Source organism: Gallintestinimicrobium propionicum (assembly GCF_025567525.1).
GTDB lineage: Bacteria > Bacillota > Clostridia > Lachnospirales > Lachnospiraceae > Gallintestinimicrobium > Gallintestinimicrobium propionicum.
The window spans coordinates 39,090-58,072 of record NZ_JAOQJY010000019.1; the positions used below are offsets into that span (position 1 = coordinate 39,090).

At 41.9% G+C, this 18,983-nt stretch carries 26 protein-coding genes, 2 tRNA genes and 1 pseudogene; 22 read left to right on the forward strand and 7 right to left on the reverse strand.

Translation table 11 applies throughout. The features are described from left to right. Window positions 1-53 precede the first annotated feature (53 nt). The 14 genes and pseudogenes from OCV62_RS13425 to OCV62_RS13490 all read left to right on the forward strand — a co-directional run bounded on the left by OCV62_RS13425 (window position 54) and on the right by OCV62_RS13490 (window position 10,374). Window positions 54-728, forward strand: coding sequence for an ABC transporter ATP-binding protein (locus tag OCV62_RS13425; RefSeq protein WP_006426335.1), 675 nt, complete (start codon window positions 54-56; stop codon window positions 726-728). Further along, window positions 725-3,169: an ABC transporter permease gene (locus tag OCV62_RS13430; protein ID WP_262587242.1), complete on the forward strand. Its 2,445-nt coding sequence runs from the start codon at window positions 725-727 to the stop codon at window positions 3,167-3,169. The genes OCV62_RS13425 and OCV62_RS13430 overlap by 4 nt, the downstream gene beginning before the upstream one ends. Before the next feature lie 65 nt (window positions 3,170-3,234). After that, a pseudogene (locus OCV62_RS18535) lies at window positions 3,235-3,869 on the forward strand (hypothetical protein); the annotation flags it as partial. Window positions 3,870-4,052: 183 nt separating this feature from the next. Further along, window positions 4,053-4,970, forward strand: coding sequence for a helix-turn-helix transcriptional regulator (locus OCV62_RS13440; protein ID WP_262587244.1), 918 nt, complete (start codon window positions 4,053-4,055; stop codon window positions 4,968-4,970). After that, window positions 4,967-5,653, forward strand: a complete 687-nt coding sequence (locus tag OCV62_RS13445) for a GyrI-like domain-containing protein (protein WP_262587246.1) — start codon at window positions 4,967-4,969, stop codon at window positions 5,651-5,653. Before OCV62_RS13440 ends, OCV62_RS13445 begins: the two co-directional genes overlap by 4 nt. Before the next feature lie 4 nt (window positions 5,654-5,657). After that, window positions 5,658-6,422, forward strand: coding sequence for an N-acetyltransferase (locus tag OCV62_RS13450; RefSeq protein ID WP_262587248.1), 765 nt, complete (start codon window positions 5,658-5,660; stop codon window positions 6,420-6,422). Between the two features lie 35 nt (window positions 6,423-6,457). Then, window positions 6,458-7,576 carry a M24 family metallopeptidase gene (locus OCV62_RS13455; RefSeq protein WP_262587250.1) on the forward strand — a complete coding sequence of 373 codons (1,119 nt, stop codon included), beginning with the start codon at window positions 6,458-6,460 and terminating at the stop codon, window positions 7,574-7,576. 8 nt (window positions 7,577-7,584) lie between these two features. Beyond that, window positions 7,585-7,797, forward strand: coding sequence for a GNAT family N-acetyltransferase (locus OCV62_RS13460; RefSeq protein ID WP_118763448.1), 213 nt, complete (start codon window positions 7,585-7,587; stop codon window positions 7,795-7,797). Window positions 7,798-7,845: 48 nt separating this feature from the next. Continuing rightward, window positions 7,846-8,337 carry an NUDIX domain-containing protein gene (locus tag OCV62_RS13465; protein WP_262587251.1) on the forward strand — a complete coding sequence of 164 codons (492 nt, stop codon included), beginning with the start codon at window positions 7,846-7,848 and terminating at the stop codon, window positions 8,335-8,337. A 20-nt stretch (window positions 8,338-8,357) separates the two neighbouring features. After that, window positions 8,358-8,828 carry a GNAT family N-acetyltransferase gene (locus OCV62_RS13470; protein ID WP_262587253.1) on the forward strand — a complete coding sequence of 157 codons (471 nt, stop codon included), beginning with the start codon at window positions 8,358-8,360 and terminating at the stop codon, window positions 8,826-8,828. Beyond that, window positions 8,822-9,532 carry a class I SAM-dependent methyltransferase gene (locus OCV62_RS13475; protein ID WP_262587254.1) on the forward strand — a complete coding sequence of 237 codons (711 nt, stop codon included), beginning with the start codon at window positions 8,822-8,824 and terminating at the stop codon, window positions 9,530-9,532. Before OCV62_RS13470 ends, OCV62_RS13475 begins: the two co-directional genes overlap by 7 nt. 63 nt (window positions 9,533-9,595) lie before the next feature. After that, a complete protein-coding gene (locus OCV62_RS13480) occupies window positions 9,596-9,847 on the forward strand; it encodes an SWIM zinc finger family protein (RefSeq protein WP_330667395.1) in 252 nt (83 codons plus the stop codon). Beyond that, window positions 9,822-10,109 (forward strand): DUF1016 N-terminal domain-containing protein, encoded by a 288-nt coding sequence (locus tag OCV62_RS13485; protein ID WP_262587258.1) that lies wholly within the window; start codon window positions 9,822-9,824, stop codon window positions 10,107-10,109. Before OCV62_RS13480 ends, OCV62_RS13485 begins: the two co-directional genes overlap by 26 nt. 121 nt (window positions 10,110-10,230) lie before the next feature. Further along, window positions 10,231-10,374 (forward strand): hypothetical protein, encoded by a 144-nt coding sequence (locus OCV62_RS13490; RefSeq protein ID WP_262587259.1) that lies wholly within the window; start codon window positions 10,231-10,233, stop codon window positions 10,372-10,374. Here the strand turns inward: OCV62_RS13490 and OCV62_RS13495 are convergent, their stop codons facing one another. From OCV62_RS13495 to tnpA, 4 genes are all read right to left on the reverse strand, one after another. Beyond that, window positions 10,375-10,872, reverse strand: a complete 498-nt coding sequence (locus OCV62_RS13495) for a hypothetical protein (protein ID WP_262587260.1) — start codon at window positions 10,870-10,872, stop codon at window positions 10,375-10,377. It abuts the gene before it with no gap. Window positions 10,873-10,938: 66 nt separating this feature from the next. Continuing rightward, the gene (locus OCV62_RS13500) at window positions 10,939-11,109 is read right to left on the reverse strand and encodes a hypothetical protein (RefSeq protein ID WP_262587262.1); all 171 of its coding nucleotides are present in this window, start codon (window positions 11,107-11,109) and stop codon (window positions 10,939-10,941) included. Between the two features lie 273 nt (window positions 11,110-11,382). Next, window positions 11,383-11,745 carry an IS66 family insertion sequence element accessory protein TnpB gene (tnpB, locus tag OCV62_RS13505; RefSeq protein ID WP_021915557.1) on the reverse strand — a complete coding sequence of 121 codons (363 nt, stop codon included), beginning with the start codon at window positions 11,743-11,745 and terminating at the stop codon, window positions 11,383-11,385. Beyond that, window positions 11,735-12,106, reverse strand: coding sequence for an IS66 family insertion sequence element accessory protein TnpA (gene tnpA / locus OCV62_RS13510; protein ID WP_262587264.1), 372 nt, complete (start codon window positions 12,104-12,106; stop codon window positions 11,735-11,737). The genes tnpB and tnpA overlap by 11 nt, the downstream gene beginning before the upstream one ends. Before the next feature lie 427 nt (window positions 12,107-12,533). Here tnpA and OCV62_RS13515 point away from each other — a divergent pair, with 427 nt between their 5' ends. From OCV62_RS13515 to OCV62_RS13535, 5 genes are all read left to right on the forward strand, one after another. Next, window positions 12,534-12,755, forward strand: coding sequence for a hypothetical protein (locus tag OCV62_RS13515; RefSeq protein ID WP_262587266.1), 222 nt, complete (start codon window positions 12,534-12,536; stop codon window positions 12,753-12,755). A 73-nt stretch (window positions 12,756-12,828) separates the two neighbouring features. Beyond that, entirely contained in the window at window positions 12,829-13,194 is a 366-nt protein-coding gene (locus OCV62_RS13520) for a helix-turn-helix domain-containing protein (protein WP_021915417.1), read from the forward strand. 32 nt (window positions 13,195-13,226) lie between these two features. Beyond that, window positions 13,227-13,616, forward strand: a complete 390-nt coding sequence (locus OCV62_RS13525) for an ORF6N domain-containing protein (protein WP_262587269.1) — start codon at window positions 13,227-13,229, stop codon at window positions 13,614-13,616. Next, window positions 13,586-14,272, forward strand: coding sequence for an oRF6N domain (locus tag OCV62_RS13530; protein ID WP_021915415.1), 687 nt, complete (start codon window positions 13,586-13,588; stop codon window positions 14,270-14,272). Before OCV62_RS13525 ends, OCV62_RS13530 begins: the two co-directional genes overlap by 31 nt. A gap of 3 nt (window positions 14,273-14,275) precedes the next feature. Continuing rightward, window positions 14,276-14,665 (forward strand): hypothetical protein, encoded by a 390-nt coding sequence (locus OCV62_RS13535; protein ID WP_021915414.1) that lies wholly within the window; start codon window positions 14,276-14,278, stop codon window positions 14,663-14,665. Between the two features lie 15 nt (window positions 14,666-14,680). Here OCV62_RS13535 and OCV62_RS13540 read toward each other — a convergent pair. After that, window positions 14,681-14,753: transfer RNA gene (locus tag OCV62_RS13540), tRNA-Phe, on the reverse strand. Between the two features lie 171 nt (window positions 14,754-14,924). On the opposite strand from OCV62_RS13540, the gene OCV62_RS13545 reads away from it, so the two are divergent. Together OCV62_RS13545 and OCV62_RS13550 are read left to right on the forward strand one after the other, a co-directional pair. Continuing rightward, a complete protein-coding gene (locus OCV62_RS13545) occupies window positions 14,925-15,731 on the forward strand; it encodes an alpha/beta hydrolase (protein ID WP_262587272.1) in 807 nt (268 codons plus the stop codon). A gap of 95 nt (window positions 15,732-15,826) precedes the next feature. Continuing rightward, a complete protein-coding gene (locus tag OCV62_RS13550) occupies window positions 15,827-16,840 on the forward strand; it encodes a lactonase family protein (protein ID WP_262587274.1) in 1,014 nt (337 codons plus the stop codon). A gap of 20 nt (window positions 16,841-16,860) precedes the next feature. On the opposite strand, the gene OCV62_RS13555 is transcribed toward OCV62_RS13550, so the two are convergent. Both OCV62_RS13555 and OCV62_RS13560 read right to left on the reverse strand, forming a co-directional pair. After that, window positions 16,861-17,502, reverse strand: coding sequence for a manganese efflux pump (locus OCV62_RS13555; protein ID WP_262587275.1), 642 nt, complete (start codon window positions 17,500-17,502; stop codon window positions 16,861-16,863). A gap of 105 nt (window positions 17,503-17,607) precedes the next feature. Continuing rightward, a tRNA-Ser gene (locus OCV62_RS13560) sits at window positions 17,608-17,693 on the reverse strand. Window positions 17,694-17,844: 151 nt separating this feature from the next. Here OCV62_RS13560 and OCV62_RS13565 point away from each other — a divergent pair. Beyond that, window positions 17,845-18,918 (forward strand): 6-phosphofructokinase, encoded by a 1,074-nt coding sequence (locus tag OCV62_RS13565; protein WP_021915397.1) that lies wholly within the window; start codon window positions 17,845-17,847, stop codon window positions 18,916-18,918. Window positions 18,919-18,983: the final 65 nt, after the last annotated feature.

Genomic DNA, 18,983 nt, shown 5'->3' on the forward strand with positions numbered 1-18,983 from the left:
AATGAAAGATTGCCCTGATACAATTTGGATATAGGATGAAAAGGAGGCAACACATGAGTGTGATATTAGAAACCAAGCAGCTTTGTAAGTTTTATGGCGCAGGTGAGAATCAGGTCAAAGCGGTCAATCAGGTGGACATTCAGATTGAGCAGGGAGAATTTGTCGCAATTGTTGGAAAGTCAGGTTCCGGTAAAAGTACATTACTTCATATGCTTGGAGGGCTAGACACCCCGACAAAAGGCAGTGTTACTTTAGCAGGGAAAGATTTATACAGGATGAAGGAAGATGCCCTTGCTGTTTTCCGCAGAAGAAAAATCGGATTTGTTTTTCAGGCATTTAATCTGGTTTCATCTGTTAATGTCTGGGAAAATATTGTACTGCCACTGGGGCTGGATGGAAGAAAAGTGGATGAAGCGTATGTAAATGATATTATTGCAACTCTGGGGATTGAAAACCGGATTTATAATCTGCCAAATCAGTTATCCGGAGGACAGCAGCAGAGAGTAGCAATTGCAAGAGCACTGGTGAATCGTCCGGAAATTATATTTGCAGATGAGCCGACAGGAAATCTTGATTCTAAGACCAGTGATGAGGTAATCGCTCTGCTTAAGATGACAGCAAAAAAATATGGACAGACAATTGTAATGATTACCCATGATGACGAAATTGCACAGGTCGCTGACCGTATTCTGGTGATTGAGGACGGACAGGTGGTGGATTTCAGATGAAGACAATAAGCAGGATTGCATATAGCAATGACAAAAAGAACAAGACAAGAAGTATACTGATTATGATGTCCATATGTCTGACCACGATGCTGCTTGTGATTATCAGTACTGTGGGAAATGGAATGATACGTTTGCAGAAAAGTCAGGCGGCAGGCTCATATGGAAGCAATTATGGTCTGTTTGTCGCAGCAGATGCCTCGCAGTTAAAGGAAGTAAGCCGCCGTGCAGAAATAGATGTAATAGGAATTATGTGTACAGAAGGCATCATAAAAGGCAATGAAAAAGGCGGGTTTGTCTGCATGGATGAGACTGCAAGAAAAATGCTTCCCTATAATAAGGAATATGAGTTAAAGGAAGGAAAGTATCCGGAAAAAATGCAGGAAATTGCCGCCGGAAGAGCTTTTTTTCGTGCAATGGGATATGATGATGTAAAGGTCGGAGATACGGTTACACTGGATTACCGCGCAGGGATGCAGTCAGAATATAAGCCGGAAGAGTTTGTTGTCAGCGGAATCCTATATGATCGGGATGAGTATACCATCGAGGCATCTTATGTTGCTTTCGGGTCACAGGAGTTTTATGATGAGCACGCCGCAGAGAATGACAGACAGTATAATATCTATTTTACGTTAAACGATTCTGCAAATGTATCTATGAATAATATTGAACCGGTTATAAAGCAGATTGCAGCAGCTTGTGGAATCGAAGAAAAAAACGTTATAGTCAATGATCTCTATTTGCAATGGGTCTTGCAGCCGAGTTATGAAACGATTGCGGTATGCGGGGTTTTGATTCTTGCAATTGTACTTTTCTCTGTTGTGGTCATTTATAATATTTTTCAGGTCGGTATTGTCAACAAGATACAGGAGTATGGAAAAATCAAGGCTCTGGGAGCGACAAAAAAGCAGATGAAACAACTGATCTTCAGAGAGGGTATGTTTTTGACAATTTTTTCAATACCGGTTGGATTGCTTCTTGGTTTTCTGATTGCAAAATGCGGTTTTAACTGGCTGGTAGAACAGGGAAACCTTGTATCAACCGGAACGGGCTCTATGGGAGTCCAAAATCAGCAGATGCCACTGTTTTCCCTGCCTGTTATGCTTCTATGTATTTTCGTGTCATTTTTTACCGTTGCTTTGGCGCTGCGTAAACCAATGAAAATTGTTTCACGGATTTCACCTATCGAAGCAACACGGTATTTAGAAAATGCAGAAACACACAAAAAAAGAAAACGAAATGGCAGAAAAAATGTCACCGTGTTTTCTATGGCAATGGCAAATATAACGGGTAATCCAAAAAGAACCATTGGTACCATCCTCACACTGGGGCTTTCCTGCGCATTGTTTGTGATTATCTCTAATTATGTAGGAAATATTGATACGGAGCATGAAGCACGTCTTTCCGTTAATCATGGACAATTTGAACTGCAGCTTGACTATTCTGCTGAGTACGATGAAAGATATCCGGAGAATAATCTGGATACGATTCTGACGGATAATCCATTGAATGATTCAATGATTGAAGAAATCAAAAGCATTCCAGGAGTGACAGATGTCATGACGAGAGAGATTGTCTCTGTAAATCTGAACGGAACAAGATTTCCGGCTGATATTGTGAGTAAAAATGATTTTGATTTTATGCGCCAGGACGGGGATATTGGCTCTATGGACTATGATCAGGCGGTAAAGAATGGTGAAATTTTCTTTGGTTGGTCAACGTGGATGGAACAAGATGGATATGCTCCGGGTGAATCCATTGCATTTGACTTTGAGAATGGAAGTGAAACCTATACCTATCAGGGAAAGATTGCAGGATCTTTTGTAAGTGCGGACACTTATCTTGTCATTCCGGAAGGTGTATATCGTTCCATGAATCCGAGAGGAACAGCCTATGGCTATCTGTGGGTGGACTGTGATAAAAAAGATGTGGCATCTGTAGAACAAAGTCTGAATACTTTGATTTCTAATACTTCGCATATAAAAATGGATACTTATCATGCGCAGTTACAATCTGCCGAATTTGCAAGCAGCATGATGAAGCTTGGCTGTTATCTGTTTATGGCTATTGTAGGACTCATCGGGTTTATGAATATGGCGAATACCATGATCATGAATATTACGACAAAAAAGCAGGAATATGGTATATTACAGGCTGTGGGTATGACAAATAAACAATTAAATTTATGCCTGCAGTTACAGGGACTGATTTTTACGGTTGGTACCATATGCGTAGCTTTGATCATTGGTCTGCCGCTCGGCTATGCACTTTTTTCCTATGCAAAACATAATGGAATATTTGGAATGAATATCTATCATGTTCCAATCGTACCAATTTTTATTATGATTTTTTTGGTCGGTCTGTTGCAGATTGTACTTTCCTGCGTTTTAAGCAGTAATCTGAAAAAGGAAACGCTGGTAGAAAGAATAAGGTATCAGGGATAGCAAGTAATCTATATGAATCTGAGATGCTGAGTATACAAAAGCTTTTGAATTTTTTAGGAGATGAAGCAAATGGGAGAATAGTAATTCCAAGCCGGATATTGAACTGCTGGCACCAATTGCAAGACTGCTTGATATTTCTGTAGTGACGAAATCTGAACTTGCGGATATGATGAACAGTTTTATTTCAGATGATGATGAAAAATGGCTTATGTTTAATGCAAAATTTAGTAGTGCAGATGAGGTTTACGAGTCTGTTTACAGGCAGGCAAAGTCATCAATATATGTCGTTGATAATTACATTGGATTAAGAACGCTGGTGCATCTTAAGAATTCTCCGACAGGAGTAGATATTATTTTATTCAGCGATAATGTTGGAAATAATAAATTTCACAACATAGAATATACGGATTTCCGTAAGGAATAGCCAACTGTAAAACTGTCAATGAAGAAGACTGGTGGCATATTCCATGATCGGTTTATCGTGTTGGATTATGGAACGGCGAATGAGAGAGTCTTTCTGTGTGGTGCTTCTTCCAAGGATGCCGGGGCTAGAATAACAAGCATCGTTGAGGATTACGGAATAGCCAAATACAACTCTGTTATTGCAGAGGATGAAGTGGAAGAGGCAATCGCAGATTTGAAGTCTCGGGTATATGAACTTAAGAAAATTCGGCTTATAAGAAAGAGAGAATTTAACTAATGCTATTGGACCTTCGGACATTGGGAATAAAACCTGATGTTCGGAGGCTTTTTGTTTATGACAATAGAATGTTTGCGGAGCGTGCATTCTATTGTATACAGAAAAAAATTTCGCGGATATAATAAACACGACATATAGCTGTCGTGTTGAATCAAGTATGATATGTATGGAGTGTAAGAAACGATGAAAATAGATAGACTTATCGGTATATTGTCAATCTTACTGCAGGAAGAAAAGACAACGGCTCCTGAACTGGCAGAAAGATTTGAGGTATCTCGAAGGACAATAAATCGGGATATTGAAGATCTTTGTAAAGCGGGTATTCCTATAAAAACTGCACAGGGTACCGGCGGTGGTATTAGTATTATGGATGGATATCGTATGGACAGGACGATTTTGAGTTCCAAAGATATGCAGATGATTCTTGCGGGTTTGCGGAGTCTTGACAGTGTGAGCGGAAGCAGATACTACAGTCAGCTGATGGAGAAAATCCAGACCGGATCATCAGAGTTCATCAGTGGAAGAGACTCTATGCTGATTGACTTATCTTCATGGTATAAGGGTTCTCTTGCTCCAAAGATCGAGGTAATACAGAGTGCAATAGAAAACAGGCGCATCATACGATTTAAGTATTATGCTCCGTCCGGAGAGAGCAAGCGAAGGGTAGAACCATATTATCTGGTTTTCCAGTGGTCGAGCTGGTATGTATGGGGGTGGTGTTTAGAACGTAAAGATTACAGGCTGTTCAAACTGAACCGTATGGATTGTGTTGTTGAAACGGACCGTGGATTTCTGTGCAGAGATGTACCAATGCCGGATTTGTCAAATGAGAAGATATTTCCGGGTGGGATAAAGGTAAAAGCTCTTTTCACACCGAATATGAAGTGGCGGCTGGTTGAAGAATTTGGACCGAACTGCTTTACAGAAACAGACGATGGAAGGCTGCTCTTTTCAGCAGACTATACGGATATGGAAAACCTTGTGACATGGCTTATGACATTTGGAGCAAAAGTAGAGGTGCTTGAGCCGGAAGAAGTGCGGGGCATTATTCGCAGGAATGCAGAGGAAATAATAAAAATCTATGGAGGATTAGGAAAATGATGTTTGATTATAAAAAGGAATACAAGGAATTTTATATGCCGAAGGGAACACCGTCTATTGTCAGAGTCCCGAAAATGAATTATATAGCAGTGAGAGGAAGCGGCAATCCAAATGATGAAGATGGAGAATATAAGCAGGCTATCGGCCTTCTGTATGGAATTGCATTTACGATTAAAATGAGCAAAAAGGAAGATCATCAGATTGATGGATATTTCGATTATGTCGTGCCGCCATTAGAGGGATTCTGGTGGCAGGGTGAGCGGCGTCCGGGGGACGCCATGCTGCGAACCGACCGAACCGGCAGGCGAGACGGAGTATCCGGAATTGATTATGCTCGTAAGGAAGATTTTAAGTGGATCTCTGTTATTCGCTTGCCAGATTTTGTTACCAGGGAAGATTTCGACTGGGCTGTCAGGAAAGCTACGGCAAAGAAAAAACAGGATTTTTCTAAGGTTGAGTTTTTTTCCTATGAGGAGGGCTTATGTGTACAGTGTATGCATATCGGAGCGTATGACGATGAGCCTGCTACGGTAGATGCAATGCACAGATTTATGGAAGAACAGGGATATACACTTGATATAACGGATCAGAGAATGCACCACGAGATTTATCTGAGTGATGCGCGGAAGGTGGCGCCGGAGAAACTGAAGACTGTGGTCAGACATCCGATAAGGAAGGCTTAAAGGTATGGAATATATTAGAGTTACGAAAGAAAATCTTGAAAAGGAGCACATTTGCTGTGCCATTTCCAACAATAAAGATATTCAGGTATCATCAAAGAAGGCATGGCTTGCGGATAGATTTGATGAAGGTCTTGTGTTTCTTAAGAGTGTAGAACGCGGCAAGTGCTTTATTGAGTACATACCTGCGGAGTGTGCATGGAATCCAATCGAAGCACCTGGTTATATGTATATTAATTGTTTGTGGGTGTCTGGATCTTTCAAAGGTCATGGATATTCAAGTGACTTACTTTCCGAGTGTATTGAGGATAGCAAAGAAAAGGGGAAGGAAGGCCTATGTATTCTTGCGGCAGCAAGGAAAAAGCCATTTCTGGCCGATCCGAAGTTTCTAAAATATAAAGGATTTGAAGCTTGTGATGAGGCTGATAATGGAATCCAGCTATGGTATCTGCCATTTGAAGAGAAAACTGAGCCACCGGTGTTCAAGGAATGTGCAAAACATCCTCATATAAATGAACGTGGCTATGTTCTTTATTATACAAACCAATGTCCTTTCAATGCAAAGTATGTACCAATCCTGGAAGAAACCGCTCAGAAGAATGGCATTCCATTCAAGGCTGTGAAGATCGAAAGCAGGAAGGATGCTCAGAATGTACCAACACCGATCACGACTTATGCGCTATTTTGCGATGGGGAGTATGTTACGAATGAGCAGATGAATGATAAGAAATTCTTAAAGCTGGTGGGAAGATGTTATGGAGGACTTTCTTGAAGAGTTTATGGCAGAATGGGAAGGAGAAAAGTGATATGTTGGAAGTAAAATTTTACGATACAGTAGATGATTCACTATTGAAATTTGCAGTAATTATTTCACTGAGCAATGGCAAATGGGTATTTTGCAAACATAAGGAGCGAGATACCTATGAGGCTCCGGGAGGTCATCGTGAAGTTGGAGAAGATATTTTGGAAACTGCCAAGAGAGAACTTCAGGAAGAAACAGGTGCTATCCGGTTTGATATTAAGCCAATATGCGTTTATTCCGTTACGGGTAAGAATAGTGTAAATGAGACCGGTGAGGAAACATTTGGATTATTATGTTTTGCAGAAATAACGGAATTTTCTGGTAAGCTGGAAAGTGAGATGGAGAAGGTTGAACTTATGGATGAGTTGCCACAAAACTGGACTTATCCACTGATTCAGCCTAAATTGATTGAAAAGTATCTGCAGATAGAAAAGCAGTCTTACAGTCGGATACAGCTGGCAGCGAAACAGACTATAGAATACATAAAGAAAATTATCAAGCCGGGAATGAATTTACTCGAGATTCGAAAGTTATGTGAGGAAAAACTGTTAGAGTTGGGTGCAGATTCGTTCTGGTATTGGGATGTTGGTGCATTTGTATTTGCAGGAGATGAAACAACTGTTTCTGTATCTGGTAAGCAGTATGTAACTTCGGATAGAGTTATAGGAAATAACGATATTATAACCATTGATTTAAGTCCGCAGGCAGGTAATATCTGGGGAGACTATGCGAGAACTATTATTGTGGAAAATGGTAAGGTTGTAGAGGAAATAGGGCTGATTGAAAATCCGGAATGGAAAAGCGGTCTGCAGATGGAAGAAAAATTACATATAGAATTATTGCGTTTTGCCACGAAGGAAACAACCTGTGAGGAATTGTACTATCATATGAATAAGTACATCGTAGAAAATGGATTTTTGAATCTTGATTTTATGGGCAATCTGGGGCATTCCATTGTAAAAACCAAAGGTGATAGAGTTTACATTGAAAAAGGTAATGTGACGAAGCTTGGCGATGTGAAGTATTTTACATTTGAACCGCACATATCATTTCCAGATTCAAAGTATGGTTATAAAAAAGAGAATATTTATTACTTTGATGAAAACGGGCTGATGGAACTTTAAGATATAGATTGGATGAAAATGTGGTAACACATGGGGCGTATCGAAAGAAAGGTTATGCTGCAGATTGCCTAAATTTTGCCAAGAAAATTGCAGAAGAGAATCATTGCTACAAGATGATGTTGCTTACAGGTTCAAAGGAAGAAAGTACATTGAATTTCTATCGAAATGCCGGTTATAACAGTTCAGATAAAACCGCATTTATACAGTGGATTGATATATGAAATATGTATACACCTAAATCATTGGGGCAGAAAGTGAGTGTTTGAGTTATGACAGGAAAGTTAAGAAATATGACGTCAATTTACTTATTAAAGGATGATAAAGTACTGCTCTTATTCAGAAAGGGCGGAAGAGTTGTAAGTGATGTATGGACAGGTTCTGCCGGAGGTCATTTTGAAGAATTTGAGCTAAATGATGCAAAGGCTTGTGTATTAAGAGAGATGAATGAGGAACTAGGACTTTGTGAAGATAATATTCGGAATCTTTCTCTTAGATATGTTACCTTACGAAGAACGAAAGGGGAGATAAGACAAAATTACTATTTTTTCGCAATGCTTAATGAAGAAGTTAGTGATGATTTGGTCTCGAATGAAGGAGAATTGAACTGGTTTTCTCTAAAACAATTGGATGAACTGGAAATGCCATACACAGCAAGGTATGTTATGAATCATTATTGTTCAATAGGACAGTATTCAGACAAAATATATACAGGTGTAGCAAATGAGAATGAGGTTATATTTTTGGAATTGCCGGAGTTTTGAGGTAGTGACAGAGGTGAAGAATGATACAAAAATTTGTATATAAAAGAGCAACAATGGAAGATATCGATGAATTGGTAAGAACAAGAATAATTGTGCTTCGTGCAGCAAATAAGTTGCCAGATGATGAGGATATGTTCGTTGTGGAGAAAGAATCATATGCATATTATAGGCGTGCGTTGGAAACAGGAGAGCATATTGCATATTTGGTGTATGATAACGGGGCATTTGTCGGTGCAGGTGGTGTCAGTTTTTATCAGGTGATGCCGACATATCATAATCCGACTGGTAAAAAGGCGTATATTATGAATATGTATGCTGCACCGGAATATAGAAGACAGGGAATTGCAATTCACACATTGGATTTGCTGGTAAAGGATGCGAAGGAACAGGGTGTGCTACAGATTGCATTAGAGGCAACGTATATGGGACGACCGTTGTATGAGAGATACGGCTTTGCGAAAATGGAAGATGAAATGGAGCTGGTATGGTGAGTAAAAAAATGACAGAGTTACAACCTTGGGAATGTCTCATGAAGCGAATTGTCTGGAAACAATTAGGAGACATTTGTGATAAGAAGATACTTGATTTCGGCAGTGGTATCGGAGTAACTGCAAATTATTTGGCAGAGCATAATGATGTAACAGCCATTGAACCTGATGAAGATAGTGTAAAGGAAGGATGGGCAGATAACCAGTATACACAAATTACCGGAAGTACTGATGAACTGCGCAGATTTGCTGATGAGTCCTTTGATATGATTATCTGCCACAATGTATTAGAGTATGCACAGGACAGAGAGGATATTGTTAGGCAGTTTGCGAGGGTTCTGAAAACGGATGGAAAGATTTCGATTGTGAAACATAACCGTGCAGGAAGAGTTATGCAGATGGTTGTACTTTTAAATGATTTTGAGCATGCACATAGCTTGCTTGATGGAAATGATGGGATGACTTCCAAATATGGAGCTATTCATTATTATGAGGATGCAGATATTGAGAAATGGTGTCCGGAACTTGTGATTACGAAGACACTTGGTATGAGAACCTTCTGGGATATGCAACAAAATCAGGAGATTCATAAGGACACTGACTGGCAGGATAAAATGGTGGAGATAGAGATGAGGGTGTCTGATATGGATGGATATAAAGAAATTGCATTTTTTCATCATTTGATTATTGAAAAAAGATGGTGTTAATATGAAATATCAGATGATATTATAAGAGCCGATGTAATAGGTTCAGAGGACTATGAAGTAGAGATATCCTTAAGTAATGGAGAAGTTACAGATATGTATTGTTCATGTCCTTATGCATTAGATGGTAGAAACTGCAAGCATATGGCAGCAGTACTCTATGAATGGTCGGAAAATGAAGCGGAAGAAAAGAAAGATGAGGAAAATGCAATAAATACAGACTTGTTTCAGCCGGCATATACTGTAAATTCTCATAAGAAAAAACTGACTGCGGTTGAGGGACTTGTTAGCGGTGTTGTGGAAAGAGTTCAGAAGTAATATGGGACAAATAGCAAATGCAATTACGGTTCTTACCAGTTTTTTGCTGGGAAGATATATTGTAGAGCAGGAACAACAGGGAGCAGAAAGAGCTAAGTATGGAGCAAAAGTCCTGGATTCCTTGTCATTATATTTGACAGAAGAATACGGAAGAGGTTTCTCAAGAAGCAATATTGCGGGAATGCGGCAGTTCTATATGGCTTACAAAGACGGAGAGAATGAAATTATCCAATCGGGAATTGGACAATTGAACTTAGTTTAGATAGCACGACTTATGAGTCCTTTTTATTGGACTACAAGTGTGCTATTTTTATATTAACAAATAAACATGAACATCTATTAGAGAGAGAGGATGGGATTTATGAATAATGATTATACAAAATATGATACGAACGGTTACCATGACAGTCATTGTGAAGGTCCCAACTGTAATTGCGACAGCAGAAGATATGGATACGGAACTGAATTTAATGGATCCGCAGTTTTGGGAGTCGATGGATTTCTCCACCGAGGCTAACATTTTTTGATCAATGTAATTCTGTTGCTAGAGTGAAATGCTGCTTCTTAAGTTTGAGTGCATATCGAATAGGTTTTTCTAACATGGTATAAATCTTTTTATACTCGTATTCTCTCTTTTCATTCTGAGTTGTTATACACTTCATTGTAAAACCAATTTCTTCATCAGACCCGAGTAAATCATCGATACTACAATCACAACAAATCCAAATTGGCGAATTAGCAGGAACATTAAAATCTTCATAAATCAGCCCGTTCTTAAGAAATACTTGAACACATTTCATATCAAATGGAAGTTCCATTTTGACTTTTGTATGTCCTGCATTGCCTGATTCCCTTAAATATTCAGGAGGTGCACATTCATCTATATCAAATGAATCGAACTCATAAAAATGAAACATCTCATATTTCTTTCGCTTAATGTAATCAAAGATTGTCTGCATCACTATTATAATAATGGATGCTACAACACCTGTTACAATACCTGTCAAAACACTATCTAATGTCATGATAACCACCCGCTTTCAATTTTCTAATAAACTCATTATACTCTGAAAATTCCATTTACTAAAGTATCAGTTTCTGTTTGCCAGAACCATCTGCTCCATCATCAGCTGCATCTTCCTATTGAGGGAACGGACTTCGGCGGTTAGGGTCTCCAACTGTTCCTGCTGGTTCAGAACCATCTGGATCAGAAGGGACTTGTCAACGGTATTCAATTGTTCTTCGGTGTATCTGACTGCCATAGTGGAGCTCCTTTTCTTATTGGAGCCATTATAGCAGATATGCCACATTTCCGCCAGCCGGTGGCTGTTTTCCCTTCGTCATTATGACGGTGGAACAGTACTGAAAACCTGAGCAATCACTGCTTCCTTTCAGATTTTCAGTACTGTTGTCCACAATTGCCCTGCCTTCCCAGCCGCATGGGTGACAGAACAGAATCATTGTGAATAAACAGCGGACTGCAAGTCCAGCGAGATAAAACTGTCCACAAAAAATTTCTGCGAAATGGACAAAACTTAAAAGAGTTTCTTCGAATCCTCTGTCTGCTCTATCGGGTGTCTGGCAACAATCTCCAGTCCCTGCATGAGCATCGCGTACTGTTCCGGAGTAATTGCCAGTGCTTCTTCTTTGCTCCTTGACCAGTTGAAAGCACCGGTATCTAACCGTTTGTACAATAACAGGAAACCATCTTCCTCCAACAGGAGTCCCTTGATACGGTATGTTCTCTTGCCGCAGAACAGGAACAGGGTATTTCTGTCATAGGGATCTAAATGGAAATGGAAACGAATGATGTTTGCCAGTCCTTCCATGCCTCTGCGCAGATCCGTGTATCCGGTAGCAAGATATATTTTCTGAAATCCTGAAGCATCATTCAGCATGGCTGGCTGCTCCTATCAGATTTCTGAGGAACTCCGGTGAAGCGTCATTATAGAGAGCTATCGTGATTCCGCTTTCTGTATGAAGTGCTGCAGCTACAGAGGAATGTGTATGGGAGCCTTTAATCGGCATACTTTCTGTAGATGCTGTGAGTTCCACGAAAGAAGGGGACGGTTCACAGAGTTCCAGACAGGCTTCCCGGACTCGCCGCAGGCGATAGTAATAATTTGCTTTTGTTATGCCATGCTCCTGGCACCAGGCATCCACTTTCATATCAGAGGGACGGTTCTGACAGTCCTTGATCTGATTTGCCCATTGCTGTAGTCGAAACTGTTCTGCAACGAAACTGGTTTGAGTGCTCATAGTCTAACCTCCTGACGCTGGTCAAAAAAGTTCAGTACTGAACTTTTTTGACTGTGTATAGTATGAGACTATTATTGCAGATATAAACGGATGGAAAAAGGTACTTGCTATGGTGCGTTTACTTTACGAATGTATTGGTATATCAGTAATAACAAAGCTGTGATTTGGGCGCTGAATAAAGAAAGGCTGATAAACTGGGGCTTTTATGATTTAGCCACAGCCTATCAGTCCATGCACGCTAACTATTGAAACTGCCGTGTACCGAACGGTATGCACGGTAGTGTGAGAGGACGGCGGCTAATCACCGCCTTCTACTCGATTTGATAGAAACTTGAGAACAATAATTTTCAAAAAACCAAATATCAATTTGTAATGTTTTTGAAGGAAAAAGTTCACAAAAGCATTTAGGAAATATTTACAAATTTGAATGGTTTTAAAAGAAAGAGATGTATGGAGCAATTTAGCAAATTTTATTGGAGAAATGGTAGCAAAGTATGCGGAAGCAATGGACTTGGATAATTTGCCTGATCCGGATTTTTATCTTCGTAGGGAAAGAATAAGACAGTTGTACACGGAGCTATATAAAGAGAAGAATATAACAAAGTTCAGAAATACAAAAATCTCTATTGAAAGAAAAGTTGCAGCATGATAATATGACCGTATAGACGGATGAATAAATTTATAAATACGGATATATACGGAATGTTGATGGAGGAAAAATCATGATTATCAGTGAAAGAATTTTTTATATGATGGAAAAGAAGAACATGACTCAGTTGGAACTATCAAAAAGGACCGGGATTGCAACAAGTAACATTAGTGACTGGAAGAAGAAAAAGACAAATCCCAAAGCGGACTGCCTGTTATCTATATGTGATGCATTGGAGATTACTCCCGAACAGCTTTTGACAGGAAAAGGAATTGATCCAGAATACAAAGATGCAGATATGGATTATGAAGTTACCAGAGCGGATATTAGAATTTTGAAACAGATTCACAGCCTTGGAGATGAGCAGTATAAAAGATTAATGGCGTATATGAAAGCCTTGCAGAAGTTGGAGCAGATGGAGAGTATAGTGGAGGATTAACCTGTGAAATCCCAATTTGTGGCTTCACGATAATGGAACGATATAAGCAGCTTATAGAAATTGCAACAGATTTGTTTGGAGGAAGAATGGAAGAAACAAAAGAATTGATTACTACAGATGATATTCGTAGTAAAGTGTATATAATTCGTGGACAGCAGGTAATGTTGGATAAAGATTTGGCAGAAATTTATGGCTATGAAGTAAAAAAGTTAAATCAACAAGTAAAAAGAAATATAGAAAGATTTCCGGAAGATTTTATGTTTCGACTATCTAATGGTGAAATTGATTCCGTGAGGTCACAAATTGTGACCTCACGGAAAAAGGATTTTTTGCTGGACAGGAAGGCGGACGTAGATATTTACCATACGCATTTACAGAGCAAGGAATTTATATGCTTGCAACAGTTCTTCGTGGAAAATTAGCGGAACAACAGAGTATATTTATTATGCGTACTTTTAGGGAGATGCGTCACTATATTAGGCAGAATCAGCAGTTTGTTACCAGAAATGAAATGGATCTTTTAACAGCAAAGGTTGGAACAATAACGGAGAGGCAGGACCGAATGGAGAATAAGGTAGATTCAATTCAAAAAGATGTGAATATCTTAGCAGATAATTTTATTACCGATAAAGACAAAAAGAATTTTGTGATTTATAAAGGACAGAAGTTAGAGGCTGACATTGCTTACATAGAAATCTATCAGCAAGCAAAGAAATCAATCTATGTTGTAGATGATTATATGAATGCAAAGTCATTACAACATCTTTCTCAGAAGGCTGATGGTGTGGAGGTTGTTTTGTTCACAGAAAATGGAAAAGGTGGGAAGGGGTTTCTTACAAAATCTTTAGTGACAGATTTTCAAAATGAATATCCTTCTCTTCAAATTAAGCCTAATCCCGATTGTCATGACAGGTTAATTGTACTTGATTATGGTGAGGAGACAGAACTGGTTTATCACTGCGGAGCATCCAGTAAAGATGCTGGAAAGAAACTTTGTGCAATTAACCAGATTATAGAAACCGCAATTATTCATCCGGTAATAGATAGATTACTTTTGCTGACGGATAAACAAATATAACTTGTGGTCAAATTTTTTGACCGCAAGGCAGAGGAATTGCTGGTATCTGCAAAGGCTAAGAAACGCTCTCTGCTGGCAGATAAGATTACAGGGGATAACATTTATAAGGCACTCATTTTCTTTGATAAATTGTATGCTCAAATGAACGAAGTAGAGAAACGGGAGTTCCTGTCGCAGTTAGTGGATAATGTGCAGATTTACGAAGAACGCAAAGAGAATGGTCAGTGGCTGAAATCCATAGAATTTAAGTTGCCGATTATAGAAAAAGAGTTTACACTAAGTTTGGACAATGATGCGCAAAACGAGACGGTGTACTTGTTGTCCTTTTCCATAGAAAAATGCTTCACCCACCAAAAAAGGTTTCAGCTCCGTACAGAGTTGAAACCTTTTTAAAATTCAAATAAAAAATGCCCAGAACCGGAATCGAACCAGTGACACGAGGATTTTCAGTCCTCTGCTCTACCAACTGAGCTATCTGGGCAGGAATACGGAATTCTCCGAAATCCGTGTTCTATTCTACATGGAATTGTCAGAATTTGTCAATCTTTTTTTAAAAAAGTCGCTTCTCGAAACTATCTTGACGAAAGCGGGAGGGAAGAAGATAATAATTGCATGAGAATAACCCTGAAAGGGCAAAAAGAGGAGGATAAAAATGGCACTTTTACATGTGAATTTCTTTTCTGATGTACTGGGGATGTGTACGTCAGCGGACGTGATTCTGTCGCAGCAGACAAACGGACAGATCGGAATGGAGGGAAAAGGTGCGGAAGGTAAGTTAAAAACCATGTATCTTCTGCATGGAATGAGCGACGATCAGACAATCTGGCAGCGCAGAACCTCTATCGAGCGTTATGTGAGCCAGCTTGGGATTGCAGTTGTTATGCCCACCACACATCTTGCATTTTATACCGATACAACCTACGGAATGCGTTATTGGACCTATATTTCCGAGGAACTGCCAAAAATCTGCAGAGAATTTTTCCCGCAGATGTCGGATAAAAAAGAAGACAATCTGGCAGCAGGCCTGTCGATGGGTGGCTACGGCGCATGGAAGCTTGGCCTTGGTGCAAGTGAGACATTTGGAGCAGCAGCATCTCTGTCCGGCTGTCTGGATATTATAGAGGATGTTGGAAGACATCTGGATGGCGATACCCGGGATGCCGCTCTGTTCAGAGGAATTTATGGTTCTCTGGAGCAGCTGGAAGGCTCTGATAACGATCTGATGGCGCTTGCAAAGAAGCTCAAGACCTCCGGGAAACCGATTCCCAGACTCTACAGCTGGTGCGGCACGGAGGATTTCCTGTACGAGGGAAATAAGAGAGCATGGGAATATATGAAAGAGCTTGGCTACGAGATGAAGCTGGAAGAATCCAGCGGCGACCATCAGTGGAAATACTGGGATGCGAAGATCCAGGATGTCCTGCGCTGGTGGCTTGACACCGATCTGGATCTGACCTGACGGAGGAAGATTGAAAAATATAATTTTTCAATCGTGAGATTTGTGTCTGCGCACACGTGACACAAACTCGGCATGCGCAAAAAGCGTGCGCGGAAATGAGAGGAATCATGGAACAGGAAATCAGGCTGCTTTGCAGCGGTTACGGTGCAGAAACGGGCAGTGACCTGCTTGCGGTAAAGCTTTTTGAAAATACGGAAACCGGGGAAGTGCATACAGAAATAACCGGCGGAATCCGGCAGGGAGACAGTCCGTCCTTTAGCCTGCTGCATGGAGGCTTCCTGTATACAGTTGCGGAACTGGTCGGAGAAAAACACGCTTACATTTATCAGTACCGCCTTTCGGAAGATGGGATTCCTGTCCCGACCGGCAAAAAGATTTTCCTTCCGGGTGGAGAGCTGTGCCATCTGTATGCCGGGAAAAAGGCATTGTATGCGAGCTGCTATGGAACCGGGGATTTCTTTGCAGTGGATTATGATCTCGAGAAAATCCGTTGGCATCGCAGTCCGGGTGCTGGCATGATCGATGCACAGACAGAAAAAATCTGCCCGCATGCGCACTGGGTCAGCGAGCAGGATAACATTCTGTACCTTGCAGATCTTGGCTGTGACCGGATTTACCGTTACGAGTTAAAAGACGGACTGCCGGAAAAAGAACTGGAAGCGCTGGTTTTGCCGACCGGTGAGGGACCGCGTCAGCTGCTGCCGGAGAAAGAATCCGGAAAGCTGCTCAGCGCTCAGGAGCTGGGAGGTACGCTGCGCCGCTGGGAAAACGGTGGCTGTAGCGAGTGTGTAAAGACGAGCAGATTTGACGGAACAAACTATCCGGGAACAATCTGCATGGCGGATGAGAAGACGGTGATTGTCTGCAACCGCGGCGCGAATACGTTGTCTGCATTTTCGATAGACGGAAAGCTGCGTTACCTCGGCGAATGGGCGACGGGCAACTGGCCTCGGCATCTTCTGCAGATTCCGGGGACGGATCTGATCGTCAATGCATGCAATAAAGAAGGCACGCTGGTTATTTTTGCCTGGAACGGAAAAGAACTGATCCGTAAAGACGAAATTATCCTGCCGGGCGCATCCTGTGCGGTTTATTTATCCGGAAAGTAAGAGAACACACAGTCTCTGCTTCAGATCAGCCGCAAAAATGCCAGCAGAATCAGCAGGGCTCCGGAGAGCCAGTCAACAGAAAAATGAGTTTTTTGTGCAAGGCGGTTTCCAAGCAGGAAGCCGCCTTGTATTGCTGTAAATCCGAATAGGAGGGAAAAGAAAAGAACGGCGACAGGATTTAGATTCCCGAGGGCTGCACCGAAGCCTGCTGCAGCACCGTCTAAGGACATCGCGAGGGCGAGGCAGACGGATTCCGGGACAGAAAGGCTTTTGGAGGCGTCGGCATCCGCCTTGCAGGGATCGGCGTAGACGGAGAGAAAAAACTGGAAATGCAGGGCACGGAACATGAAATTTCTGGAAAAGCCATCGTGACGGCACAGAAAGGATTTGATCGCTTGATCGAGAATCCGAAGGGTGCCCATGCAGACAAGCAGTAAAAAGCAGATCAGTCGGGCTGCGATAGGGGAAAGAAATGGACGGACGAGGGATCCGGCAAGCATGGAAAGGCAGAGGACACCCGAGCAGACCAGGCTGACAGTGACAGCGCAGACCAGAGGAAGACGGATTTTGCTGCTTCCGTAGGAAAGCCCGGCGACAAATGTATCCAGGGAAAGGGAGAGGGCGAGAAACGCGGCCTCGGGGATTATCCATAAGAAAGTCATAAGAATCGGCTTTGGCGGCAGGTGATTTGCTATTAGAGTATGCCTGCCGGGTGGCAAGGGTGCGCAAAAGGGCTGGGTTCATAAAACGAACCCAGCCCCATGGTACGGAGAAGGAGGGATTTGAACCCTCGCGCCTGTTACAGCCTACCGGTGTTCGAAGCCGGACCCTTCAGCCACTTGGGTACTTCTCCATATATTTTTACAACATCATCATTCTAGCCGAAAAATCTCTAATATGCAAGCGAAAATTTTACAGTCACTTGTACATATTTTTAAAATATTATATAATTCTAGTTAAATGATGGCTGCAGAGGGCGCAGCACAGAGAAGGAGGACTTTGGGATGAAGAGAATAGGTATGCTGACCAGCGGCGGTGACTGTCAGGCACTGAATGCAGCGATGAGAGGCGTGGCAAAGGTGCTTTACAACAGCACGGAAGACGTTGAAATCTATGGCTTTCAGGACGGTTATCAGGGACTGATCTACGGAAAGTTCCGTCTGATGACCTATGACGATTTTTCGGGTATTCTGACAAAGGGCGGCACAATCCTTGGCAGCAGCCGTACTCCTTACAAGCTGATCCGTGAGCCCGGCGCAGACGGTGTCGACAAAGTGGCGGCGATGAAACAGACCTATTATAAGCTGCAGCTGGACTGCCTGGTAATCCTCGGCGGCAACGGCACACATAAGACAGCGAACCTGCTGCGTCAGGAAGGCCTGAACATTGTAACGCTGCCCAAGACCATCGACAACGATCTCTGGGGAACGGATATGACCTTTGGCTTCCAGAGCGCGGTCAACATCGCAACAGATGCGCTGGATTGCATCCATACGACGGCGGCATCCCATGGACGCGTATTTATCGTAGAAGTTATGGGACACAAGGTTGGCTGGCTGACCTTAAATGCCGGTATCGCGGGCGGCGCGGACATCATTCTGGTTCCGGAAATTCCTTACGATATCGACAAGATTGTGGAAAAAATCAACGAACGGCATAACCGCGGCAGCAGATTTACAATTCTGGCAGTTGCAGAGGGCGCGATCTCCAAAGAGGACGCCAAGCTGTCGAAAAAAGAATATAAGAAAAAACTGGAAAACTACAAATATCCTTCGGTTTCCTACGAGATCGCAGAGCAGATTCAGGAAAAGAGCGGCATGGAGGTTCGAGTAACCGTGCCCGGACATACCCAGAGAGGCGGAAGCCCCTGTGCCTATGACCGCGTATTCGCCAGCCGGCTCGGATCAGAAGCAGGCAGGATGATTCTTGACGGGGAATACGGCTTTATGGTGGGCTACAAGCACCGCGAAATCGTCAAGGTTCCGCTGGAAGAGGTAGCAGGTAAGTTAAAAATGCTCGATCCCAACGCATCCATCGTCAGAGAGGCGAAGATGATGGGCATCAGCTTCGGAGATTAAAAGACAACGGACGGCGCCGCGTACATTGCGTGACGCCGTCTGCTTTGCGGAGAACATAAGGAGGT